The 23,717-nt window shown below is 69.9% G+C and carries 22 protein-coding genes; 8 read left to right on the top strand and 14 right to left on the bottom strand.

What is annotated here, in order from left to right:
• Positions 1-44: 44 nt before the first annotated feature.
• The 5 genes from sucD to gloB all read right to left on the bottom strand — a co-directional run bounded on the left by sucD (position 45) and on the right by gloB (position 5,282).
• Complete coding sequence (gene sucD, locus ABIC70_RS17380; RefSeq protein ID WP_043354951.1) at positions 45-929, bottom strand: succinate--CoA ligase subunit alpha; 885 nt, start codon at positions 927-929, stop codon at positions 45-47.
• A 2-nt stretch (positions 930-931) separates the two neighbouring features.
• Complete coding sequence (gene sucC / locus ABIC70_RS17375; protein WP_043354953.1) at positions 932-2,128, bottom strand: ADP-forming succinate--CoA ligase subunit beta; 1,197 nt, start codon at positions 2,126-2,128, stop codon at positions 932-934.
• Between the two features lie 102 nt (positions 2,129-2,230).
• Positions 2,231-3,193 carry a malate dehydrogenase gene (mdh, locus tag ABIC70_RS17370; RefSeq protein ID WP_043354955.1) on the bottom strand — a complete coding sequence of 321 codons (963 nt, stop codon included), beginning with the start codon at positions 3,191-3,193 and terminating at the stop codon, positions 2,231-2,233.
• Between the two features lie 400 nt (positions 3,194-3,593).
• The gene (locus tag ABIC70_RS17365) at positions 3,594-4,163 is read right to left on the bottom strand and encodes a TetR family transcriptional regulator (RefSeq protein WP_007560094.1); all 570 of its coding nucleotides are present in this window, start codon (positions 4,161-4,163) and stop codon (positions 3,594-3,596) included.
• Between the two features lie 342 nt (positions 4,164-4,505).
• Positions 4,506-5,282, bottom strand: coding sequence for a hydroxyacylglutathione hydrolase (gene gloB / locus ABIC70_RS17360; protein WP_354440314.1), 777 nt, complete (start codon positions 5,280-5,282; stop codon positions 4,506-4,508).
• Positions 5,283-5,430: 148 nt separating this feature from the next.
• Here gloB and ABIC70_RS17355 point away from each other — a divergent pair, with 148 nt between their 5' ends.
• The 4 genes from ABIC70_RS17355 to ABIC70_RS17340 all read left to right on the top strand — a co-directional run bounded on the left by ABIC70_RS17355 (position 5,431) and on the right by ABIC70_RS17340 (position 8,902).
• A complete protein-coding gene (locus ABIC70_RS17355) occupies positions 5,431-6,165 on the top strand; it encodes a methyltransferase domain-containing protein (RefSeq protein ID WP_043354966.1) in 735 nt (244 codons plus the stop codon).
• Between the two features lie 67 nt (positions 6,166-6,232).
• Positions 6,233-6,946, top strand: coding sequence for a MarC family protein (locus ABIC70_RS17350; RefSeq protein WP_354440312.1), 714 nt, complete (start codon positions 6,233-6,235; stop codon positions 6,944-6,946).
• A gap of 682 nt (positions 6,947-7,628) precedes the next feature.
• Positions 7,629-8,462: a nucleotide-binding protein gene (locus ABIC70_RS17345; protein WP_354440310.1), complete on the top strand. Its 834-nt coding sequence runs from the start codon at positions 7,629-7,631 to the stop codon at positions 8,460-8,462.
• The gene (locus ABIC70_RS17340; protein WP_354440308.1) at positions 8,459-8,902 is read left to right on the top strand and encodes a hypothetical protein; all 444 of its coding nucleotides are present in this window, start codon (positions 8,459-8,461) and stop codon (positions 8,900-8,902) included. Before ABIC70_RS17345 ends, ABIC70_RS17340 begins: the two co-directional genes overlap by 4 nt.
• A gap of 64 nt (positions 8,903-8,966) precedes the next feature.
• Here ABIC70_RS17340 and pbpC read toward each other — a convergent pair whose 3' ends face one another.
• The 4 genes from pbpC to ABIC70_RS17320 all read right to left on the bottom strand — a co-directional run bounded on the left by pbpC (position 8,967) and on the right by ABIC70_RS17320 (position 15,391).
• On the bottom strand, positions 8,967-11,099 hold the full coding sequence (gene pbpC / locus ABIC70_RS17335) for a penicillin-binding protein 1C (RefSeq protein ID WP_502916025.1): 2,133 nt from the start codon (positions 11,097-11,099) through the stop codon (positions 8,967-8,969).
• A 120-nt stretch (positions 11,100-11,219) separates the two neighbouring features.
• Positions 11,220-11,429 (bottom strand): hypothetical protein, encoded by a 210-nt coding sequence (locus ABIC70_RS17330; protein WP_043756028.1) that lies wholly within the window; start codon positions 11,427-11,429, stop codon positions 11,220-11,222.
• Between the two features lie 153 nt (positions 11,430-11,582).
• Entirely contained in the window at positions 11,583-14,996 is a 3,414-nt protein-coding gene (locus ABIC70_RS17325) for an acyl-[ACP]--phospholipid O-acyltransferase (RefSeq protein ID WP_043388838.1), read from the bottom strand.
• 146 nt (positions 14,997-15,142) lie between these two features.
• Positions 15,143-15,391: a hypothetical protein gene (locus ABIC70_RS17320; protein ID WP_043354976.1), complete on the bottom strand. Its 249-nt coding sequence runs from the start codon at positions 15,389-15,391 to the stop codon at positions 15,143-15,145.
• A gap of 178 nt (positions 15,392-15,569) precedes the next feature.
• On the opposite strand from ABIC70_RS17320, the gene ABIC70_RS17315 reads away from it, so the two are divergent.
• Together ABIC70_RS17315 and ABIC70_RS17310 are read left to right on the top strand one after the other, a co-directional pair.
• Complete coding sequence (locus tag ABIC70_RS17315) at positions 15,570-16,580, top strand: SDR family oxidoreductase (protein WP_274929063.1); 1,011 nt, start codon at positions 15,570-15,572, stop codon at positions 16,578-16,580.
• Between the two features lie 58 nt (positions 16,581-16,638).
• The gene (locus ABIC70_RS17310) at positions 16,639-17,514 is read left to right on the top strand and encodes an MBL fold metallo-hydrolase (protein WP_274929064.1); all 876 of its coding nucleotides are present in this window, start codon (positions 16,639-16,641) and stop codon (positions 17,512-17,514) included.
• On the opposite strand, the gene ABIC70_RS17305 is transcribed toward ABIC70_RS17310, so the two are convergent.
• Genes ABIC70_RS17305 through nthA form a run of 3 tightly spaced genes read right to left on the bottom strand, consistent with a single transcriptional unit; the run spans position 17,502 to position 19,149 of the window.
• Positions 17,502-17,825 carry a nitrile hydratase accessory protein gene (locus ABIC70_RS17305; RefSeq protein WP_043388833.1) on the bottom strand — a complete coding sequence of 108 codons (324 nt, stop codon included), beginning with the start codon at positions 17,823-17,825 and terminating at the stop codon, positions 17,502-17,504. The genes ABIC70_RS17310 and ABIC70_RS17305 overlap by 13 nt on opposite strands.
• On the bottom strand, positions 17,822-18,481 hold the full coding sequence (gene nthB / locus ABIC70_RS17300; protein ID WP_278306663.1) for a nitrile hydratase subunit beta: 660 nt from the start codon (positions 18,479-18,481) through the stop codon (positions 17,822-17,824). The genes ABIC70_RS17305 and nthB overlap by 4 nt, the downstream gene beginning before the upstream one ends.
• On the bottom strand, positions 18,478-19,149 hold the full coding sequence (gene nthA, locus ABIC70_RS17295) for a nitrile hydratase subunit alpha (RefSeq protein WP_043388828.1): 672 nt from the start codon (positions 19,147-19,149) through the stop codon (positions 18,478-18,480). The genes nthB and nthA overlap by 4 nt, the downstream gene beginning before the upstream one ends.
• 201 nt (positions 19,150-19,350) lie before the next feature.
• Here nthA and ABIC70_RS17290 point away from each other — a divergent pair, with 201 nt between their 5' ends.
• Both ABIC70_RS17290 and ABIC70_RS17285 read left to right on the top strand, forming a co-directional pair.
• Entirely contained in the window at positions 19,351-20,052 is a 702-nt protein-coding gene (locus ABIC70_RS17290) for a sigma-70 family RNA polymerase sigma factor (protein WP_043358038.1), read from the top strand.
• 255 nt (positions 20,053-20,307) lie between these two features.
• Positions 20,308-20,433, top strand: a complete 126-nt coding sequence (locus ABIC70_RS17285) for a hypothetical protein (protein WP_278306661.1) — start codon at positions 20,308-20,310, stop codon at positions 20,431-20,433.
• A gap of 93 nt (positions 20,434-20,526) precedes the next feature.
• Here the strand turns inward: ABIC70_RS17285 and ABIC70_RS17280 are convergent, their stop codons facing one another.
• Both ABIC70_RS17280 and ABIC70_RS17275 read right to left on the bottom strand, forming a co-directional pair.
• Entirely contained in the window at positions 20,527-21,918 is a 1,392-nt protein-coding gene (locus tag ABIC70_RS17280; RefSeq protein ID WP_354440301.1) for an amidase, read from the bottom strand.
• A 5-nt stretch (positions 21,919-21,923) separates the two neighbouring features.
• Complete coding sequence (locus ABIC70_RS17275; protein ID WP_278306659.1) at positions 21,924-23,525, bottom strand: ABC transporter substrate-binding protein; 1,602 nt, start codon at positions 23,523-23,525, stop codon at positions 21,924-21,926.
• Between the last annotated feature and the right edge of the window lie 192 nt (positions 23,526-23,717).

Genomic DNA, 23,717 nt, shown 5'->3' with positions numbered 1-23,717 from the left:
GGCGTTGCGGCCCTGCGATGGCCGCAACGCAGGCGCGCTTGCCCTCAGCCCTTCAGGACCTCGACGAGCGTCGAGCCCAGCCGGGCCGGCGACGGCGACACGCGGATGCCCGCGGCCTCCATGGCGGCGATCTTGTCCTCGGCGCCGCCCTTGCCGCCCGAGATGATCGCGCCGGCATGGCCCATGCGGCGGCCGGGAGGCGCCGTGCGGCCGGCGATGAAGCCGACCATCGGCTTCTTGCGCCCGCGTTTGGCCTCGTCCTTCAGGAACTGCGCAGCCTCCTCCTCGGCCGAGCCGCCGATCTCGCCGATCATCACGATCGACTCGGTCTTCGGATCGGCGAGGAACAGCTCCAGCACGTCGATGAACTCGGTGCCCTTCACCGGATCACCGCCGATGCCCACCGCGGTGGTCTGGCCGAGGCCGGCATTGGAGGTCTGGAACACCGCCTCGTAGGTCAGCGTGCCGGAGCGCGAGACGATACCGACCGAGCCTTGCCGGAAGATGTTGGCCGGCATGATGCCGATCTTCGATTCGCCCGCCGTGACGATGCCCGGGCAGTTCGGCCCGACCAGACGCGACTTCGAGCCGGTGAGCGCCCGCTTCACCTTGACCATGTCGAGCACCGGAATGCCCTCGGTGATGCAGACGATCAGCGGGATCTCGGCGGCGATCGCCTCGCAGATCGCGTCGGCTGCGCCGGGTGGGGGCACGTAGACCACCGAGGCATCGGCGCCCGTGGCCTCGCGGGCCTCGGCCACCGTGTCGAACACCGGCAGGCCGAGATGCGTCGAGCCGCCCTTACCGGGGCTCGTGCCGCCGACCATCTTGGTGCCGTAGGCGATGGCCTGCTCGGAGTGGAAGGTCCCGTTCTTGCCGGTGAAACCCTGGCAGATGACCTTGGTGTTGGCGTCGATCATCACCGACATGATCAGGCTCCCTTCACGGCGGCGACGATCTTCTGGGCGGCGTCGTCGAGGTCGTCCGCCGGGATCACGTTGAGACCGGAATTCCGGATGATCGCCTTCCCCTCCTCGACGTTCGTGCCCTCGAGGCGCACAACCAGCGGCACCTGCAGGCCCACCGCTTTCACGGCCGCGATGACGCCGTTGGCGATCACGTCGCACTTCATGATCCCGCCGAAGATGTTGACGAGGATCCCCTTCACGTTCGGATCGGCGGTGATGATCTTGAACGCCGCCGTGACCTTCTCCTCCGAGGCGCCGCCGCCGACATCGAGGAAGTTCGCCGGCTCCTCGCCGTAGAGCTTGATGATGTCGAGGGTCGCCATGGCGAGGCCGGCGCCGTTGACCATGCAGCCGATCGTGCCGTCGAGCGCGATGTAGGCGAGGTCGTACTTGGACGCCTCGATCTCCTTGGCGTCCTCCTCGGTCTCGTCGCGGAGCGCCACGATGTCCGGGTGCCGGTAGAGGGCGTTCGAATCGAAGGCCATCTTGGCGTCGAGGCACTTGAGATGCCCGTCCGCGGTGAGCACCAGCGGGTTGATCTCGAGGAGGCTCATGTCCTTGGCGACGAAGGCCGCGTAGAGCTTCTCGGTGAGCGCGCCGGCTTCCTTGGCCTGGGCGCCGGACAGCCCGAGCGCCTTGGCGACGGCGCGGCCGTGATGGGGCATGACGCCCGTGGCCGGATCGACCGCGATCGTGTGGATCTTCTCGGGCGTGTCGTGGGCCACCGCCTCGATGTCCATCCCGCCCTCGGTGGAGACCACGAAGGCGACGCCGCCCGTGGCGCGGTCCACCAGCATCGAGAGGTAGAATTCCTCGGCGATCTGCGCGCCTTCCTCGATGTAAAGGCGGTTGACCTGCTTGCCGGCCGGGCCGGTCTGGATCGTCACCAGCGTCTGGCCGAGCATCTCGCCCGCATACTGCTTCACCTCGTCGATCGACTTGGTGACGCGCACGCCGCCCTTAGCGCCCTCGGGTGCACCCTTGAAGGTGCCCTTGCCGCGGCCGCCCGCGTGGATCTGGCTCTTCACGACCCAGACCGGGCCGCCGAGCTCCTTGGCGGCGGCCTCAGCCTCCGACGGGTTGAAGATGGCCACGCCGCGGGAGACGGGCAGGCCGAACTCCTTCAGCACGGCCTTGGCCTGGTATTCGTGGATGTTCATCGGAGCCTCGTAGGGAGGAGCGAATAGGTGGCAACGAACAGCGCGGAGCGACTGGGATTCGAATCCCCGAACGCTTCGCGCGGCCCGGTATCCGCTTACCGGTCAGGCGAGGTTGCTGTCGACGCCCTTGCAGGCCTCGATCAGGCCCGCCACCGAGGCGACCGACTTGTCGAACATCGTCTTCTCGGCCGCGTCGAAGGTCACCTCGAGCACGCGCTCCACGCCGTTCGCGCCGATCACGATCGGCACGCCGATGAACATGCCGGAGACGCCGTACTGGCCGTCGAGATAGGCGGCGCAGGGCAGGACCCGCTTCTTGTCGCGCAGATAGCTCTCGGCCATGGCGATGGCGGAGGCGGCGGGCGCGTAGAAGGCCGAGCCGGTCTTAAGCAGGTTGACGATCTCGCCGCCGCCCTTGCGGGTGCGCTCGACCATGGCGTCGAGCTTCTCCTGGGTGGTCCAGCCGAGCTTGACGAGGTCGGTCAGCGGCACGCCCGCCACCGTCGAGTAGCGGGTCAGCGGCACCATGTCGTCGCCGTGGCCGCCGAGGACGAAGGCGGTGACGTCCTCGACCGAGACCTTGAACTCCTCGGCCAGGAAGTGGCGGAAGCGGGCCGAGTCGAGAACGCCGGCCATGCCGACGATCTTGTTGGTGGGCAGACCGGAGAACTTCTGGAGCGCCCAGACCATCGCGTCGAGCGGGTTGGTGATGCAGATCACGAAGGCGTCCGGCGCGTGGGTCTTGATGCCCTCGCCCACCGCCTGCATCACCTTGAGATTGATGCCGATCAGGTCGTCGCGGCTCATGCCGGGCTTGCGCGGCACGCCGGCGGTGACGATCACGACGTCGGCCCCCTTGATGGCGGCGTAGTCGCTCGCGCCCGCGTAGGTCGCGTCGAAGCCCTCCACCGGGGCGGCCTCGGCGATGTCGAGCGCCTTGCCCTGCGGCACGCCGTCGACGATGTCGAACAGCACCACGTCCCCGAGATCCTTGAGGCCAGCGAGAAGTGCCAGGGTGCCGCCGATCTGGCCGGCACCGATGAGCGCGATCTTGTTGCGAGCCATGTCGGATTCGTCTCCGCTGCGTTCGACTTCGGTGATGCGGTGCGCGAGGCCGGCTGTGCTCGGCCGCCAGGGTCCGAGACCGGATTCGTCACTCTGAAATCTGCGCGGCTGTGTGGCCGAAAAGCACCGTGGCTTCAACCCGATGCAGGGTGCGTGGCCGGCGCGTCCGAGACATCCGGCGGCCTCTCAACGAGCCGAGGGGTGTGCCGAAACGTCAACGTCGCGAAGGTTTTAGGTGCAGTGCACCCGGCTCCGCACGCGCTCCGAAGTCTCGATGACAGATTCTGAGACCTGTCATTTCGGTCGGGGGCGGCGCTCGGATCGGCCCGCAGCGCGGAAACGACAAGGGCCCGGACAGGGGAGTCCGGGCCCGGCGAGCGGCGTTCGCGAAAGCGGTGGATCAGAGGATGCCGGAGCGGAGCACCCGCTGGATCGCGTGGATGACGGCTCCGAAACGGGCCTCGATCAGGTCGCGGGGCACTTCGGCATCGTGCTGGATCGCCAGGGGATGCGTGAAGCGGTAGCTCGCGTCGAAGATGTAGGCGATCGCCCGCTCCCGATCGCGAGCCGAGAAGATCCCGGACGTGATCCCCTCTTCGACCACCCGCTCCACGAGACTGCGCAGGCGGACGCGATGCCGCCGGGCGATCGGCCGGGCCGACACGGTGGCGTCGAGATGGACCGCGAACAGGTTCGGTTCGTCGAACAGGGCGTCCCGCTGGACCGTCGCGAGGGCTGTCAGCAGGCGCTCGATCTTGTCGTCGGCGGGATCGGGCGCGTCGGCGATGCCGGCGAGCCGGGCTTCGACCTCGCGCAGCCAGCGTCCCGCCACCGCGTCGAGGAGCGCGTCCTTCGACGGGAAGTAGCGGTACACGTTGGCGTGCGTCATGCCGGCCTCGGCGGCAACGGCCACGACCGTCACGCGCTTGGGGCCGAGCCGCGACAGATGCTCGGTGGCGATGCCGAGCAGCCGGACGTCGGCCGCAACCGGCGCCCGCGGGCGCGCAGGACTGGCCGCGTCACCATTTTCGCGGAGTGCGTCGGCGACGGAAATCTTGGGCTTGGCGCTGAGCGCCTCCTCCTTGGACCCGTCGGACTCTGGCTTGAGGAAAGGCAGCGGCAGGCGGGAAGTGGACAGGTGGTAGGGCGAGACGGACCCCCATCATACCGGCTGAAGCGTCCCGGCGCTTCGCGTTGACGTTACGGCTTCCCCCCGGGAGCCCGGTTACCTGAGCGGATTAGGACCGCTTAAACATCCCTATGTGTCAGTTTGCCTTGAGAAGGCAACAAATTTTTCTCGTTATCACCTGCGTTAAAAGCGGTTCTTCCACGCTCGCAAGGCGACGAACACCGCCTCGGGATCGCTTTCCGGCGGTAGGTCGACGGACCGGGCCAGGGCCGGCTGTCCACTGCGCAGGAACGGGTTGGTTGCCCGTTCCGCGCCCATGGTCGAGGGGATCAGGAAGCGGCCTTCCGCCTTGGCGCGCTCGGCCTCGGCGAAGCGCGCCTTCAGGTCCGGATTGTCCGGATCGGCCGCCAGAGCGAAGCGTGCGTTGGAGAGTACGTAGTCGTGGCCGCTGAACACCTGCGTCGCGTCGGGCAGATCGTCGAAGCGCCGCAGGGAGCGGTACAGGGTCTCGGGCGGGCTCTCCATCACCCGCCCGCAGCCGAGGGTGAACAGGGTGTCCCCGGCGCAGACGAGGCCGGCCTGGGCGAACCAGTAGGTCACGTGGTCGGCGCAGTGGCCCGGCGTCTCCCAGACCTGGGCTTCCAGGCGGCCGATCGCGACGGTGTCGCCCTCTCGCACCGTCACGTCCACCTGCGGGACCGCGTCGCCGGCCTTGGCGGGGGCGACCACCCGGGCTCCGGTCGCCTGCTTCACCGCCGGGATGCCCTCGACATGGTCGCCGTGCCGGTGCGTGACGAGGACGTCGGTCAAGCGCCAGCCGGTCTCGTCGAGGGCCTTCAGGACCGGCCCGGCCTCCGGGGCGTCGATCGCCGCGCAGGCGCCGGTCGCCGGATCGCGGATGAGCACGCCGATATTGTCGCTGCGGCAGAGGAAGGTGCGAATCTCGGTCTCGGCGGCCATCGGACGGGGTCTCCCAGGAACGCGAAGGGGCGCGAAATCTGTTGCCGTGAACAGGTGATGGTCCCGCCGGGTTCCTCGGACGCTTGCCGCGCGGCGCGCGGCTCACCATTGAGTACAACGACCGTTCCGATCGCGATCTTCTGTTCCCATGCGTCTCGACGTCAACGGCTTGCGGGCCTTCTACGCCAGCCCTCTGGGCCGCACGACGCATCGTGTGGTCGGCCGCGCGCTCCACGATTTCCTCGGCTCGGTCTCGGGGCTGCGCGTCCTCGGGATCGGCTACGCGACGCCCTATCTCGGGCCGGTCCACTATATCGCCGAGCGCACGCTCGCCTTCATGCCGGCCACGCAGGGCGTGGTGAACTGGCCGAGCACCGGGCGTTCCTGCGCGGCTTTGGCCGATCCCACCATGATGCCGCTGCCCGAGGCCGCCATCGACCGGGTCATCCTGGTCCACGCCCTCGAATCGGTGGAGAGCCCGACAGAGCTGCTGCAGGAGGTCTGGCGGACCCTCACCCCGGGCGGTCGCATGATCCTGGTGGTGCCCAACCGCCGGGGCGTCTGGGCCCGCCGGGAGGCGACGCCCTTCGGTCACGGCCAGCCCTACAGCCGCTCGCAGCTCGGACGGCTGATGCGGGATACGCTGTTCTCGCCGGTGAGCTGGGCCGAGACCCTGTACATGCCGCCGGCACGCTCGCGCCTGATGCTGCGCACCGGACCGGCCTGGGAGTGGCTCGGCACCAGCCTGTCCCTGCCCTTCGCGGGCCTGCACGTGGTCGACGCGACGAAGCAGCTGTACCGGCCCGTCGCCGTGCAGCAGGTGCGGCGCGCCCGCCGTCTCGCGCCGGCCCGTGTGCTGGTGCCGGCCCCCTCCCCGGGCTGATCCGGATGCGCGATCCCCATCCACGGCGGTCGATGGTCCAGGACAGCGTGCGATCCGGTTGGACCTGATGAGCCTCGACCTCACCACCCAGCAGTTCCTGCTCGCCCTGTCGGCCCTGTTCTCGATCGTGAACCCGATCGGGGGTGCGTTCATCTTCGCGCAGGTGACGAGCGCCTTCAGCCACGCCGAGCGCGTTCTGCTGTCGCGGCGGATCGGCGGTTACGCCGCCCTGGTGATGCTCGGCGCCCTCTGGGCGGGTACGCCGATCCTCAATTTCTTCGGCGTCACGCTGGGGGCGCTGCGCATCGCCGGCGGACTCGTGGTCATGTCGTCGGCCTGGACGCAGCTGAACCGGCCGGAGGCGCGGGAGGCGCGCAAGCAGGCCGAGGCCTCGGGCTCGGCGGGCCGCGGCGCGGTCTCGACAGAGCCACAGGGCGATCCGGCACCGGGCCCCCTCTCCGACATCGCCTTTTTCCCCCTGACGCTGCCGTTCACCACGGGACCGGGGACGATCGCGGTTGCCATCACCCTGGGGGCGAACCGGCCGACGGCTTATGCGGAGCGGTTCAGCTTCTACATCGGCGTCACGCTGGCAGCCCTCGCGGTCGCCGCCACGGTCGCCGTGCTCTACGCCTCCGCCGACCGGGTGGTGGCGTTCATAGGCCCGGCCCGCGCCCGGGTGATGGGCCGCCTCTTCGCCTTCCTGCTGCTGTGCGTCGGCACGCAGATTATGGTGAACGGCCTCCTGGACGTGTTCGCCCCCCTCGCTGCGGCCCGCTGACGTCCGCGCGCGCACCCGTCATTCGCGAAGTGCTGAGGGCCGCTCCGGATCGGATCGTTTCGACGGGCCTTTCCCGTCACATGCCGGATATGCGGAGGGGCTCGCTATCCGTCCGGACGAATCTGCCGAATTGACGATTATGACTGCCGTATATCGATAAGTGTAGGATAATAACTCATATAATCGACGATTATTGCGTTGTAATAAAGTATAAACCTTTTTTAATGATCGAACGTTAGACGGAGATTTGAGAGGAAAACTGATCAGACATGGCTTGCGTCGTTTCCTGTGTCACGCCAGATCTTCCCAGAACTCGGCTGCAGCGAAGCGAAAGCTTCTGGGTCCAACCGTCGAAGAAAGAGATCCAGGAACGGAGTGCCTACCGTGGCGACGGACGCCAATCCGAGACGCCTATCGCCGGGGGGACGCGAAGGGTCGGCGCACGCGACCGCGCTCGGCCCAGGCCAGCGTCACCGGTGGGTCTCTCCGCCCCGTCGGCACCGGCATGATCGGATCCTTCCCTCGCGAAGGCCCGAGAGCCCTTTGCGCGATCGCGCCGTCGGGAGCCCGCACCGCGTCCCCGGAGCGCCCGTGCGGGCTGGTCCCGTGACCCCCGAATGCCCGCAGGCCCGGTGCCGCGCGTGCCGAGGCCGTCCTGCATGAATCAGCAAGGAGACAGCGCATGACCGACACGTCCCAGAGTAAAATTCCGGCTTGGTACAGCCCGGACGAGATCCAGGACATCCAGCGCGATCTTCTGGGCTCTGCCGCGAAGGTTCTCGTCCTCTGCCTCGGCGGCAAGGGCGGCGTCGGCAAGACCACCATCGCCCTTCAGGTGGCCGATCTCTGTGCGGAGGCGGGTCCGGTGCTGGCGATCGACACCGATCCGGCCAACCGGCATTTCCACACCGCGCTCATGCAGGAGACCAATCCCGGCAGCGACAATTTCGTGGCGCGCAGGTCCGGAATCACCGGCTTCCGGCAGCGCCTGCGTGCCGAAGACAGCACGGGGCGCGTCGACCCGACCCTGTGCCAAGACCTGATCGAACGGGTCATCGAGACCCCCGAACGCTTCATCGTGGTCGACTTCCCGGCCGGCGATACCGAGACGACGCGCCGCTGTGCCGAGATCATCGTGGAGAGCTGCCGGGAGGCGAATATCCGCCTCGCCGTGGTCGTCGCGGCCGGCGCGGTCGATCCCACCGCCCTGGAGGTCCTCAGGGAACTCCGGCCCATGCTGATCGAGTGCGATCGGGCGATCCTGGCCAAGAACACCGCCCAGGCGACGAATTTCGATTATCTCGAATCGTCCGATCTCGTGCGCTCCCTGCGCAAGCAGTCGAACTTCCGCGTCATCGAGGTGGAGCGGATCGGCGAGCGGCTGATCGAGGCCCTGCGGGTCCAGCACATGACCTGGCAGGCCCTGGCGAACAGCGCGCCGATGCGCCTTCGGGTCGAGGGCCGCCGCCTGCGGCGCAACTTCCACACGGCGTGGCGGGATGCCCTTCGGCCGTGACCAACCTCGAGCGGTTCTACCGGTCGGTCCATGGCCGCGATCTGCAGCCCTGGGAGCGCCAGCTCGCCGTGCGGATCGCTGCCGCCCTCAACACCACGACGGACGACGACTTCGTCGTCCACCTGCTGCTCGTGTACATGTCCACCAACGCCATCACCAACATGTACAACGAGCTGGTGGCGGCGCGGAATCGTCTGGCCGAAGACAACCAGGATCTGATCCGGGCGCTGACGGCCGACCTGCGCCGCAACAGATTGATGAGCTACATGCTGCTCGGTGTGGCAGCCCTCGGCGTCCTCGTGAGCGCCGGGATCCTCGGCACCGTCCTCAGCCTGTCGCACGGGTCCGCGGCCAGCGCGACGCGGATCGCCGCCGCGCTGGAGGCCTGCGGGCAGCGCGGCGCCGCCGACACACCGCGCGGGTTCGGGATCGGCCGCTGATCCAGGCGCATCCGGATTCCACTGCGGCGCCCCGTGCTGCGCCGGCAGCCAGGAATGCGTAGGCCTATTCGAGCCGGACAGACACGCTGTCGCTGGCGCCGGTCGCATCCAGGACGGAGATCCGGGCGAAGCCTGCGCCCCCCGGCACCCATTCTGCCCGCCGTCGCGGCGTCTGAATGACCGGCTGACCATCGACCAACCAAGTGAGCGGCGGCACCCCGCCCAGGGCCTTCAAGGCGAGGCCCGGACCGCCATCCGCCGCGCCGTGGGCGTCCGCGCCGAGGCCGAGATCGATCCGTGCCCCGTCCGGCGGATACGCGATCCGCAGCGCCGGGCCCGCCGTCTCGGCCGCCTCGCGGCGCAGGTGCTGCAGCGGCGGCGGCAGGCGCCCCGTCCCCACGACCAGCGCATCCCGCGGCTGCGGGACCGGCTCGGGCTCGATCCCGAGGCGCGCGAAGGCGTCGAACAGGAGCGGCGCCGCGACCGTCCGGCCCACGAGCCCCGGCACCGCGGCGCCGTCCGGCCGACCGGCCCAGACGACGACCGTGACGTGACGGTCGAAGCCCGCCGCCCAGGCGTCGCGGTACCCGTAGGAGGTGCCGGTCTTGTAGGCGATGCGATTGGGCAGGGCGTTCTCCGGCGGCGGTGTCCCGCGCAGGATGTCGGCGACGTACCAGGCGGCCACGGGCTCCGCGACGCGGTGCCGGGATTCGGCCGCGACCCCGTCGGCGCGGCGCAGCAGGTCTGGAACGGCGCCGCCGCGGGCGAGGCCGGCATAGAGACGGGCGAGATCGGTGAGCGTGATGCCGAGCCCGCCCAGTGCGACCGGCAACCCCGGCGCGGCCTCTCGGGGGAGCTGGATCCCGGCCCCGGCGGCGCGCAGCCGGGCGATGAAGCGGGCGGGCCCCACCGCGTCCATCAATTCGACCGCCGGCACGTTGAGCGAGAGCTGCAGGGCCCGGCGGGCCGTCACCGTGCCCTGGAAGGTCAGGTCGAAATTCTCCGGGGCGTAGCTTGCCGAGAAGCGGGCGGGCCGGTCTTCCAGCAGCGTCTCGGGATGCGCGAGGCCGTCCGCGAAGGCCATGGCGTAGACGAACGGCTTCAGCGCCGAGCCGGGGGAGCGCACCGCCAGGGTCATATCGATGGCGCCGCGCCGGGACGGGTCGAGGTAGCCGGCGCTGCCCACCTGGGCGAGCACCCGCCCGTCACGATTGTCGAGGACGAGGATCGCGGCCGAGAGGTCCGGCCCGGCGGCGGTTGCGCGCTCGGCCGCCAGCGCTTCCAGTCTCTCCTGCAGACGGCCGTCGATGGCAAGGCGGATCGTTGCAGCCTCCGGGTCGGCCGCGACCGCCTCCTCGGCGGCATGCGCCGCGAGCATCGGGAACGGCCGGCGCGCCGTCGGCACCGGCTCGGCCCGGGCGGCCTCGGCCTCGGCCGCGGTGAGGATGCCGCGGGCCTGCGCGACGGCTAGGACCCGATCGCGGGCGGCGCGGGCGCGCTCCGCGAACCGGTCCGGGCGGCGGGTCTCGGGCGATTGCGGCAGGGCGACGAGGAGAGCCGCCTGCGCCGCGGTCAGCCGCACCGGCTCCCGCCCGAAATACGCGATGCTCGCCGCCCGGACGCCCTCCAGCGGACCGCCATAGGGGGCCAGCGCCAGATAGAGATCGAGGAGCCCGGACTTCCCGAGACGTCGCTCCAGCGCGACCGCGCGCACCATCTGGCGGAGCTTGGCCGCGAGGGAGCGCTCCCGCCGCGGCTCGACCAGGCGGGCCACCTGCATCGACAGGGTCGAGGCACCCGACACGATGTGGCCCCGGACAAGCCACTGGAGGGCGGCGCGCAACACCGCGGCCGGATCGATGCCGGGATGATCGGCGAACCGGCGATCTTCGAAAGCGAGCAGCATGGCCCGATAGCGTGGATCGACCGTCTCCGCGGTGACCGGCAGGCGCCAGCGCCCGTCCGCCGTCGCGAAAGGGCGCAGCAGCGTGCCGGCCCGGTCCAGCACCACCGTCGAGCGCGCCTCTGCGGGGCTGAGGTCGAGGGGGGGAAGCGCGTCGGCGAAACGCCAGAGCGCGCCGACGCCGGCCACAAGGAGGCTCAGACCGAGCGCGGCGGCTCCGAAAGCCAGCCGCGAACCGATGCGCCGCGCCCGCGGGGGCGCCGGCCTGCTCGGATCGGACCCGTCGTGCGGCACGCATCCCCCCGGTTCCGGCTCCGACGGCGCAGGATTTACCGTTCCGGCGCGGCCGACAAGTCCTCCGGCGATCCCGGGCGCCGACCGCGCGCGACCGTCCGGTCCGGGTGAGGCCCGACCCTACGCCGTGCCGACCACGCGCAGGTCCTCGAGGACGGGGCGATCCGGGCGGTTCATCCGCACCGGGAAGGGCACGACGTTGGAGGGCATCGGGGCCGCCACCGGCCCGGAGGGCGGCGGCGCCGCCTTGCCGGGCTTCGTCCAGCGCCCGATCCGCTTGAAATAGGTCCGCCTCGCCAGCCAAGCGGGAATAGGCCTGCCCTTCTGCATGATCTGCCCCTCGTCGAACCGACCCGCGTCCCCCTCAGACACGCAACCCGTACGCGCCGAGCGTCTCGAATCGCGGCTGTATGCGCGATACCATCGGATCCCGGGGCACCCCGCATCCCCCGTTTGGGTGACGCGGGGCGTGGGGGCCTCCGGTCAGGCGGCCGCCGTCTCTTTCGCGCGCTCCAGGGCCAGCTTGGTGACGGCCACTTGGTCGATCTTGCCGGTGCCGAGCATCGGGATCGCTTCCAGCACCACGACCTCGGCCGGGATCGCCACGTCCGAGGCGCCACGGCTCTTGGCGAAGCTCTGATAGGCCGCCCGGGTCGCGCCCGTCTCCTGCGTGAACAGGACCAACCGCTCGCCCTTGCGCGGGTCCGGCAGCGCCGCCACGGCGCTCGGACGATCGGGCCAGAGTTCGGCGGCCAACGCCTCGACGCCGGCGAGCGAGACCATCTCCCCCGCGACCTTGGCGAAGCGCTTCGCCCGGCCCTTGATCGTCACGAAGCCCATCGGGTCGATCGCTACGATGTCACCGGTGTCGTGCCAGCCCCCCGGAGGCGGCTCCAGGACGCCCGGCTTCTCGGCGCGCAGATAGCCCAGCATGATGTTGGGGCCGCGTAGCGACAGGCGGCCGCCCTCGTCGATCCCCGGCACCGGGTCCAGGCGGGTCTCGATACCGGGCAGGATCCGCCCGACCGTGCCGAAGCGGTTGAACATCGGCGTGTTGAGCGCCACGACCGGTCCGCATTCGGTGACGCCGTAGCCCTCCAGGATGCGCAGCCCGAACTTCTCCGCATAGGTCCTCCGGGTCGTCTCCTTCACGGCCTCGGCGCCGGCGACGACGTAGCGCAGCGAGCGCAGGTCGTAGGAATGGGCGGCCCGGGCATAGCCCGTGAGGAACGTGTCGGTCCCGAACAGAACGGTGCTGTTCGAGCCGTAGATCAGCTCCGGGACGATCCGGTAGTGCAGCGGCGACGGGTAGAGGTAGACCGGCACGCCCGAGACCAAGGGCAGGATCAGCCCGGCCGTCAGGCCGAAGGCGTGGAACACGGGCAGGACGTTGAACACCTTGTCCATCGGCCCGAAATCGATCCGGGCCGCCACCTGCGCCACGTTGGCGAGCATGCAGCGGTTGGCGAGCACCACACCCTTCGGCGTGCCCTCGCTGCCCGAGGTGAACAGCACCGCTCCCGGATCCTCGCCGCGGCGGGCCACGAGGGGGCGTCGGGGCGCGAGAAAGCCCCGGATCTTGTCCCCGGTGGTGATGCCGGCCCGCACGTCCTCCAGGTAGACGAGCTCCACCGAGTCGCGGATCGCCTCCACGAGCGGTCCGAGCCGCCCCTTCTCGATGAAGGCCCGGGAGGTGAGGATCCTGCTCACCTCGGCCGCCCGGCAGGCGGAGAGGACGTTGGCGGGGCCGGCCGAGAAATTGATCATCGCCGGGACCCGGCCCGCGGAAGCCAGCGCGAACAGCGTCACGGCGGCGCCGTTGGCGTTCGGCAGCATGACGCCGATCCGCCCGCCGAGGGGCGCGAGCGGCATCAGCTTGCGGCCGAGGATATTGGCGCCCATCACGAGCCGGCCGTAACTGAGCTTTCCGCCGACCGGGTCCTCCAGGGCGTTGCGGCGCCAGCCGTGAAGCTCGCCCGCCTCGATCAAAGCCGCCATCAATCCGCGGTCGATGTCGGTGGTGCGGAAGACGAGGTCCGACATGATGCCGTAGAGGGCCGCACCGGCCGCCTGCCGCCGCGCCTTGCCCTTGAGGGCCGGGTCCACCGTCAGGCGCACCGGCGGCATCACCGTCACGACGACTTTGGGCCACCAGCGGCGGCTGACCTGCCGGCGGGAGAGGCGCGAGAAGGCGGTGCGCTCCAGCCCGTCGATCTTCACGGGGACCACCATCGCGTCGGACTTGTCGGCGATGAGCCCGGCGCCGTCATAGACCTTCATCAGGCTGCCGGTGACGGTGAGCCGACCCTCGGGGAAGATGATCAGGGTCTCGCCGCCCTTGACCGCATTGATCAGCGTCCGGGTGGCCAGCGGCCGGGTCGGGTCCAGGGGCATCGCCTTGGTGACGCGCAGGAACGGCCGCACCCACCAGCGCTGCGCGATCCCGCTGTCGATGGCGAAGACCGGCTCCTGCTCGAGGAGCGACAGGGCCAGCGGCGCGTCGAGAAACGAGACGTGGTTGAGCGCCACGATGGCGTTCGGCCCGGCCGCCGCGAGGTTGTCGAAGCCCCGGACTTCCAGGCGATAGAAGGCCCGGAACAGGATCGACAGGGCGTCGCGGAACGGGCTGGTCGGCAGGGTCGCGAACACGATCGCGCCGACGAGGACGTTCAGCACCGCCACCACGGCGAGAAGGCTCGCGATCGACAGGCCCGCGCCCTGCAGACCCGCGAGCGCCAGGGTGCCGGCCACCATGAAGGCCGCCGTCATGACGTTGACCGCGCCGATGATTCGCGCCCGCATCGCCTTCTCGGCCCAGGCCTGCACGGCCGCGAAGGACGGGACGATGTAGAGGCCGCCCGAGACCGCGAGTCCGAGGAAGTCGATCCCGGCGCGCAGGCCGTGGCCGGTCTGCAGGAACGCGAGGGGCCCGATCGGCTCCGCGGGGGGCGCCGGGAGATGGCCGACCGTCCAGGCGAGATCGAGGCCGAACAGCCCCATCAGAACCGCGCCCACCGGCGTCGGCAGCAGCACGATCCGGCCGCTGGCGAGCCACGAGGCGAGGCCGGAGCCCAATGCGATGCCGATGGAGAAGAGCGCCAGGAGCAGCGTGATCACCGTCTCGGTGCCGTTGAAGGCGCCGCGGACCAGGACGGGCAGCAGCGACAGCACCACCACGCCGACGAGCCAGAACCAGCTCACGGTGAGCGAGCCGCGCCACAGGCGCGTGTCGGCCCAGAGGTCGCGCAGCAGCGCGTAGGTGGAGCGGGCGACGTTCGGGTCGACGCGCAGGTCCGGTGCCCCCTCCCCGGTCGCCGGGATCATCCGGGCCGAGAGCCAGCACAGGACGGCGAAGCCCATCACCAGGGCCCCGAACACGATTCCGGACCCGCCCATCGCCGAGGCCGCGCCCGCCGCGATCGTCCCCAGCAGAATCGCCAGGAAGGTCGCCGCCTCCACCAGGGCGTTGCCGGCGGGCAGCTCCTCGCGCCGGAGATGGTCCGGAAGGATCCCGTACTTGATCGGGCCGAACAGGGCCGCGATCGTTCCGAACAGGCCGAGCGCGACGAACAGGATCGGCACGGAATGCAGCAGGAAGCCGAGCACGGCGGCGCCGGCCGCGAAGATCTCGGCGAACTTGAGCCGCCGGGCCATCAGGGCCTTGTCGTACCGGTCGGCCCATTGGCCGCCGAGTCCTGACAGGATGAAAAACGGCCCGATGAAGACGGCGCTCGCCAGGGTCACCAGGACGCCGGCATGGGCATCCGCCTGGCCGCCGATGCCGAACAGGATCAGGAAGGCCAGCGCGTTCTTGAGAAAATTGTCGTTGAACGCCGAGAAGAACTGGCACCAGAACAGCGGCGCGAACCGCCGCGCAGTCATCAGGGTACGGAACATGGCATTCTCTCGGTTCCGACCCTGACTGGCCTACGAGAGACGGTCAGGTCAAATCGGACCGATGCGAACGCACAGGGATCACGGCCGTCGCGGTGTCGGACCGTGTGAACCGGCACCGCCCGTGGCGGATCGGCCGGCAGGCCGCGTCAGGTCTTCGGGGCCAGGCGCTCCTTCCGCCCGACGTGCCGGGCGATGAGGGCGTGCAGCGAGGCGCCGAGGTCGTAGGACCAGTACATGTGGGCCGCGAGCGTCGTGATCACGAAGAGCGCGGCCCCGGCCGCACAGGCCGGCAGCAGCAGCAGGAACGTCAGCACCATCCCGACGGCGGTCCGCTCGGCCAGAGAGGCCTGCGGCCAGGGATCGATCGGCAGGGAGAAGCGTCGTCCGGTGCGCATGGCTGCGACCCTCGATGGTTCGGCATGACGCGGTACAGGCAGTCAACAGCTGTGGCCGTCGGACGTTGCGTCGCCGGAACGGAATTCGGCCGCCCCGTGACGATGCGGCCCGGTCCGACGACGCAACCGAGGGCGCCGATCCGTGTTGCCGGTTCGATCAGTCGACGGTGAGGTGGGTATGGCACGGGTTGCGGTCGTCACTGGGGGCACGGCCGGGATCGGGCTCGCCACGGCCCATGAATTCGCTGCGCGCGGCTGGTCGGTGGCGGTGATCGCACGGGATCCGGGTCGTCTCGCCGCGGTGGAGCGGGCGCTGGCCGCCTACGGCCAGCCGGTCCTGGCGATCGGGGCCGACGTGGCCGATTCGCAGGCCGTGGACGAGGCCGCGGAACGGGTGGAGCGCGAACTCGGCCCGATCCGCGCCTGGGTCAATAACGCCATGTCGACCGTGGTGAGCCCGGCCGATCGGATCACGCCGGACGAATACCGGCGGGTCACCGAGACGACCTATCTCAGCCAGGTCTACGGGACGCTCGCCGCCCTGCGCTTCATGAAGCGGCGCGATCGCGGCGCGATCATCCAGGTCTCGTCCGGTCTGGCGATCCGGGCGGCGCCGCTGCAGGCGCCCTATTGCGCGGCGAAGTTCGCGGTCTCGGGCTTCACCGACGCCCTGCGCTGCGAGCTGCTGCACGACCGGGTCAATGTCAGCCTCAGCGTGATCTACCTGCCGGCGGTCAACACGCCCCAGTTCAACTGGGCGCGCAACCGCACCGGGCACCGCCAATTCGCGCCGGATCCGGTCTTCGACCCGCGGCTCTGCGCCGAGGCGATCCTGTACGCGGTCGAGCATCCGCGCCGGGAGGTCTGGGTCGGGCGCTCGTCGATGGTGATGGCCGCAGCGCAGGCGCTGGCGCCGGCGCTCGCCGACCGCAAGGCTGCATCCATGTGGTCGGCGCAGCTCTCCGACGAGACCATCCCCGCCATGGCGGGCAACCTCTACGAGCCCGTGCCCGGTTCCGTCGGGATCGACGGCCGATTCTCCGACAGGACCAAGGCGAGCCGGACCGAGTTCGCCACGAGCCGCACCCGCGATCTCCTGGTCGCCGGCCTCGCCGGGCTGGCGCTCGTCGGGCTCGCCGGCACCGTCCATGCCGCCCGTTCGGCGCGCCGGCTGCCTCAGAGGACCTGACGGCTGCGTCCGAGCGCGCCGCCTGTTACACGATCCGCCTCGAGGAAGGTCCACCACGATGCCCGGCTACCTGCCCTTCGCGGGCGCCCTGAAGCTGCCCGCCTATACCTGCGACAATTGCGGCTTCTGGCAGCGGCACTTCGAGACGCCGGCCGCCTGCCCGATGTGCCTCGACGCCCGCCACGTGGTGCCGCAGGATGGCTGGCGCTTCCGCACCGCCCGCGAGGCGCAGGAGGCCTTCCCCTGTCACTGGCAGGAGCTGGAGTCGGGCGTCTGGCGCTTCTGGAACGAGCCGGTCTCCGGCATCGGGCCCTCCGCCTACCTGATCCAGACCGAGCACGGGAATATGGGCTTCGAGGGCTGCCCGGTCTTCAGCGAGGCCGCCCTCGACCAGATCGCCCGGCTCGGCGGCATGGCGGTCCTCTCGGCCTCGCACCCGCATTCCTACGGGGCGCTGCCGCAGCTCCAGGACCGGTTCGACCCGGAGCTATGCCTGCCGGCGGCCGACTTCACCTGGAGCGCCGCGCTTCAGGTGAGCTGGCCCTACGACGATTTCCTCGAGCCCCTGCCCGGCCTGGAACTGCACCGGACCGCCGGCCATTTCGACGGCCACGCGGTCCTGTACGACCGGTCGCGGAAGATCTGCTTCTGCGGCGACGCGCTGAAATTCGAACTCGACCCAGACGATTTTCGCCGCGCCACGACGATCTCGGCCCACAAGGCCTTCGTCCGCGGGGTACCGCTCACGCCGAGCGAATTGCGCCGGTACCGCGACGTGTTCGAGCGCCTCGACTTCGTCCAGACCTGGACGCCGTTCGAGCCCGCGCGCAATTGCGGGCGGCCCGAGGTCCTGGCCTTGCTCGACCAGCTGATGAGCGGCCGGTCTCACGCGGCTCCGGTGCCGCTCGACGGGCTCCGGCCTCAGGGCCGGTAGAGCGGATCGTTCTCCAGGCGGATCGGCTGGCCGTGGGGCGTGGCCTCCGCGGCCCGCAGGAAGGCCGCGGTCCGCGCCGCGACGGTCTCGGGTCCGGCCACGCCGCGCTCGGCCAGGAGCGCCTCCAGCGTCGCGAGCCACGCGCCGTAATCGGCCGCCTGCTCCGGCGCGCCCGCCGGGCGGATCTCCCGCCCGAGGCGCGCGGCCCATTCCGACCACGTGAACACTCCGGCTTCCCGCAGGGCGACCACCAGGGCGAAGACCTGCGCCTCCCAGGGCGCCGCGAAGGCGTTCGGCGACGGATCGGTCACGCGGGCTCCAGATAGGGTTCGAAGGCCGCCACCGTGACGATGCCGCCCGGATCGCCGCTCTCGCCCCACAACTCCTGCGCGGTGAAGGCCACCGTGTAGAGCCATGTCGGGTTCTCGCCCGCCCCGTAGGCGTTGGTGTCGGGGAAGACGAAGACACCGTCGACGCGCACGATCCGGCCGTGCCTGCCCCGGACGTAGCGCGGCAGCCGCGTATGGCCGGTTGGGTGATCATTGCGCGCCCGGATCACGTCGCCCACCGCGAAGCGGGCCGCGGCAGCGGCGGTGCGGCTGCTCGGGAAGCCGGCCCGGAAGCGCTCTTCCAGTCCCTCGCGGTGCAGGACGCGCGCGACAGGCTCGGCCGGGGCCGCGGACTTGCCGGCCTCGATCTCCGCCTGCGTCGCCAATCCGGTGGCGGCGACCTGCTTCTCCAGGGCCTTCAGCCAGATCTCGTAGTAGCTCGCCGCAAGGTACTCCGCGGGCGGCAAGGATTCCCGATTGGCGCGGCTGCCGTCGAGGTTCCACGCACCCGTGTAGCCCATGGCCATCGCCATCGCGAAGACGCGGCGCTCCCAAGGGGCGTGGAAGACCGGCTCGTCCGGCTCCGGCGTCACCGGCCCGAAGCCGTGGCAGCCGCCGAGATCCTGGGCGCCGTTCATACCGGCATCTCCACGGGCGAGGCCGGTATGCCCTTGGGCAGGCCCGTGCCGATCATGGAATCGCGGGTCACGAGGGCGGCCAGCGACTCCTCGGAAAAGCCCTCCGTCTCGGCAGGCCGCATGGGCAGGACCATGTAGCGGGTCTCGGCCGTCGAGTCCCAGACGGTGATGCGGGTGGTTTCCGGCAGCGTCACCCCGAACTCGGCGAGAACGCCGCGCGGGTCGATCACCGCCCGGGCCCGATAGGGCGGCGCCTTGTACCAGACCGGGGGCAGGCCGAGCACCGGCCACGGGTAGCAGGAGCACAGGGTGCAGACGACGAGGTTGTGCGTCTCCGGCGTGTTCTCGACCACCACCATGTGTTCGCCGCCGCGGCCGCCGATCCCCAGTTCGGCGATGGCCGGCGTGGCGTCGGCCAGGAGCCGCGCCCGGTATGCGGGATCGGTCCAGGCCCGTGCCACGACCCGGGCGCCCGCATGCGGGCCGACCTTGGTCTCGTAGAGTTCGACCAGGGCATCGAGGGCCGCCGGATCGACATAGCCCTTCTCGGTGAGCAGGGATTCGAGGGCGCGCACCCGGGCCTCCACCGGCGACAAGGCGCTGCCATGGTGATGATCGTGCTGATGATCGTGGTGATCATGCTCATGATCGGCGTGATCGTGGCTCATCCCGCTCTCCTGGCTGCGCGCAGTGTGCATCCCCCGAGGGGGCGGCGCCAGTCCGGCTGCGCGGATCCGATTCGTCCGTCTTGCCGGGCGCTCTGCCTAAATTCCCTGTCACGTTCGGGAGCGTTTGGCATAGGTTCAGAATTTTACCGCTACCGACGTTAGAGCGATTCCAGTAAAGCGGTGTTGGAGGCGGAAAGATTCATGACTGATGCTGCTGCGGACCTGCCCGACGCCGTCGTACGTGCCCGGGATGACAGCTACGCCGCAGCCATCGGCCAGCACCTCGTCCTGCCGATCCGCGAGTATTTCCGGGTCGTCGAGCAGGAGCCGCTGCCGGCGCAGCTCGCCGCCTTGGTCACCCGGTTCGAGGTAGCGATCAAGGCGCATGGCGACACGGTGCCCTTCGACTTCCGCGGCGACATCATCAAGGCCTTGCCGGCTCTGCGCACCTTCGCGCTGTCGCTCGTCGGCGATGTGAGCCGCGCCGACGATCTGGTGCAGGAGACCTTCGTGAAGGCCTGGGCGAACCAGCAGAAGTTCCGGCCGGGCACGAACTTCACCGCTTGGCTGTTCACCATCCTGCGCAACCAGTTCTACACGGACCTGCGCAAGACGCGGCGGGAGGTGGAGGATGTGGACGGGACGCATGCGGGTCAGATGAGCAGCCCCTCCGACCAGGAAGATGCCAGCACCCTCAAGGTCGTCTGGGAGCGTCTCGGCGACCTGCCCTCGGCGCAGCGGCAGGCGCTGCTGCTGGTGGGGGCGGAGGGCCACACCTACGAGGAAGCCGCCCTGAAGCTCGGCTGTCAGGTCGGGACCGTCAAGAGCCGGGTGAGCCGGGCCCGGTCGTCGCTGCTCGATACCCTCGGCGTCGTGGTCTCGGGCCAGGCACCGGCTGTCTGAGCCGGCGGCTCGGCGGCAGGCCGGTCCGGCTGATTGGTCTTCGGCGCTAAGGCGATCGTAAGCCGTGGCCGCGTAGGCTCCTGGCGATCTCCGCGACGGGCCGCGCGCATGGACGCTTCGTCTCAAGACGGCGGAAGCGCCGCGCACCGGGGGCTGGCGCACCCGGTGGTCATCGCCTTCGGTCTTTGCCTCCTCGGACTCGCTTGCTCCTGGGCCATCTGGCGGCTCGGTCTCGTCACCGAGGATTCCGCCTGGATGAGCGCGTTCCTCTGTGCCGTCGTCTTTCTCAGCTTTCTGTCGGTCTGGTTCAGAGCGCTGATCTTGAACCTGAAGGCGTTCTGGGCGCTCGTCGTCTGGATCTGGACTCTCTTCGCCCGCTGATGCCCGGTGCAGGGCGGCGCGGCGGACGTGTTCCTTTCGCCGCGCCGTCCCGTGAGCCGGTAATGGAGCCGGCGGCACGCGTCCGAACGCCCCTCACATCGGCGGCCGGCGCAGGTGCCAGTCGGTCGCCCGCTGGTAGGCCTGTCCGATCCGCAGAGCCGTTGCCTCTTCGTATCCCCGGCAGACGATCTGCAGCGAGAGCGGCAGGCCGGAGCCGGTGAAGCCGTTCGGCAGAGCCAGGGCACAGAGGTCGAGCAGGTTGCCGAAGCGGGTGAAGCGCGACGGCAGGTGCGCCTCGTCGACGGCGGCGAGGGCCACGGCCGCGCTCTCGGTTGTCGGCGTCAGCAGGGCGTCGATCCCCTCGAGGGCGGCAGCGTATTGCTCTTTCATGGCGGCCCGCCGGTGAAGCGTGCCGAGGTACGCCTGGGCCGAGACCGTCGCGCCGGCCAGGATCCGCCCCCGCACGGCGTCGCCGAGTTGCGTGGACGGGTCCTCCGCCAGGCTCCCATTGACGAAGTAGGCCTCCGCGTTGGTGATCTCGGTCAGCGCCATGCAGTCGCTGAACCGGAACGGCAGTTCGACATCCACGATCTCCGCCCCCTGCCCGGCCAGGAGGTCCAGGGCCGCGTCGTAGGCGGCCAGCATGTCGGGGGCGACCCCGTCCCGTTCCGAGGCCGGCATCCGGCCGAGGCGCAGACCGCGGACGCCGCGGTTGAGCGTGGACCAGGGGGCCTCCGGCTGGATCCCGCGGGTGGTCGGATCGCGGGGATCGGGGCCGGAGATCGCCTCGTAGAGAAGCGCGGCATCCTCCACGGTGCGGGCCAGCGGTCCGGGCGTATCGAGGGTCATAGACAGCGGCACGATCCCCCAGGTCGAGACGCGCCCGACCGTCACCTTGAGCCCCGTCAGCCCGCAGAAGGCGGCCGGCAGGCGCACCGATCCGCCGGTGTCGGTGCCGATGCCCCAGGGGGCCATCCGGGCCGCCACCGAAACGCCGGTGCCGCTGCTCGAGCCGCCGGGGGTGCGCGGCGTCTCGGTGTCCCAGGGATTCCACGGTGTGCCGAGATGCTGGTTCGTGCCCCAGCCGCCATAGGCGAACTCCACCGTGTGGGTCTTGCCGAGCACGATCATGCCCTGGCCGATGAGGCGCTTGGCGATCGTCGCGGTGCGCTCCGCCCGCCGGGCCCGGTGGGCGGCCGAGCCGCCCATGGTGATCCGGCCCTCCAGGTCGATCAGGTCCTTGAGCACGACGGGGACGCCATGGAGCGGCCCCACGGCATGGCCCGACCGGATCGCCCGGTCGGCGCCCTCGGCGGCGAGTCGGGCTTCGGCGGCGAAGACCTCCGTAAAGGCCTGGAGCTTGGGCTCCAGCCGGTCGATCCGCCCGAGAAGGGCATCGACGGCCTCGACCGGCGAGAGCGTCCGCCCCTGGATCGCCCGGGCGAGTTCGGCCGCGGAGGCGTGTACGGGATCGATGTCGGACATGGGTTCTACTGCACGCTGACGAGGGTGAGATCGACGAACCAGGATTGCGGCGAGACGAAACCGTGGATCTTCTTGGACATCCCGCGGGGATTGAGGTCGTGGACGACGAACAGCCAGGGCGGGTTGTCCACCAGGCGCTCGTGGGCGGTCTTGGTCTGCGCGTCGATCACCTTGGCGTCGGTGGTCTCGGCAAGCGCCTTCAGGGCCGTGTCGAACGGGTCATCCTTCCAGTTGGGGAAGTTGAAGCCGTTGGGCGGGAACCGGTCGCCCGCGAAGTAGCGGGCCATGACGGCGGGATCCGACGAGGGCGAGGAGACATTGAGCGCCATCGCCCCCTGAAGGTTCGGCGCGTCGGGGAGCGCCCGGGCGGCGTTCAGCAGAACCTGCCATTCGACGACGTTGAAGGTCAGATCGACGTTGCAGGCCTGCTTCAGGTTCTCCTGCAGGTACTCGTTCATCGGCATCGGCAGCATCTGGCCCGAGCCGGAGGAGGAGATCATCACCTTGAGGCTGAGCGGCTTCTTGTCGGTGAAGCCGGCCTCGGCCAGCAGCGCCTTCCCCTTGGCGGCGTCGAAGGTGTAGCGGTTCTTCGGGTTGCCGAAATTCGGATCCTTGTCGTTCAGCCACCCAGTCGCCGGCTCGGCGGTCCCGTTGAGGAGTTCGACGATGCCCGCCCGGTCGATGCAGTAGTTCAGGCCCTGCCGGACGCGCACATCCTTCAGCGGGCTGTCCTTGGCGCCGATGTTGAAGAGGTAGGGCCAGACATGCGGGTATGAGCCCGTGGTGATCGTGAAGCCCGCCTGTTTCAGCGACGGGATCGCGTCGGGCGCCGGTACCTCGATCCAGTCGACCTGGCCGGCCCGCAGGGCCGCGACCCGGGCATTCGCCTCCGGGATCGGCAGCAGCCGGACCTTGTCGACCTTGGCCATCCGGTCCGGGTCCCAGTAGCCGTCGAACTTGGCGAGATCGACCGCCTCCCGCGGGGCCACGCGGGTGATCCTGAACGGGCCCGTGCCGGCTGCCGGCAGCGCCGCGACCTTGCTCCAGTCGCGCCCCGCCTTCTCGAAGGAGGCGGGCGAGGTGAAGAGCACGTAGACCACCATGTAGGGGAAGTACGAGGCGACCTGCGTGGTGGTGATCTGCACGGTCGAATCGTCGATCTTCCTGTAGCTCCCGACGAGCGGCGCCCGCGCCCGTGTGATGCCGGCGCCCTGGGCCTCGAATTGCGGGCTGTCGTTCTTGAAATAGCGGTCGAGATTCCAGATCACCGCGTCGGCGTTGAACGGCGTCCCGTCATGGAACTTCACGCCCTGGCGCAGGTGGAAGGTCCAGACCGCCTTGTCGTTCGGATCCTGCTCCCAGCGCTCGGCCAAAGCCGGGATGAGCCCGGCGAGCTTGGTGGTGCTCTTGAGATCCCACTGCACCAGCCCCTCGAAGATCGGGTAGCCGAGGAAGCGCATCCCCTCGAAGCCGTTGTTGGGCATGCCCGTCGTGGTGGGGATGTCGCTCGCCGTCATGGCGATGCGCAGGACGCTCTCGGCGCTGGCCGATCCCGTCAGGGCCACGGAACCCGCCAGGGCGGCGGCAATCAGGCGGCGAAATGTCATCCGGATCCCAATCGTCGTAGTTGCGGCGCGCCAAGCGCAATTCCCGCGCCACGCTCAAGTTTAGGTCCTGCGTTCGGCGAACAGAAGATGCCGGACTTCGCCTCTTGCGCGTGGCGTCAGCCGCGTCACGATAATAAAAAATGCGATTCGCCGGCCAACTCGGCGGCACCGCGAGGGAGATACCCGTGACCG

The organism is Methylobacterium sp. 1973 (assembly GCF_040545035.1).
GTDB classification, from domain to species: Bacteria; Pseudomonadota; Alphaproteobacteria; order Rhizobiales; family Beijerinckiaceae; genus Methylobacterium; species Methylobacterium fujisawaense.
The sequence above is the reverse complement of the archived record's forward strand: the minus strand, read 5'-3'. Positions and strand labels throughout refer to the sequence as shown.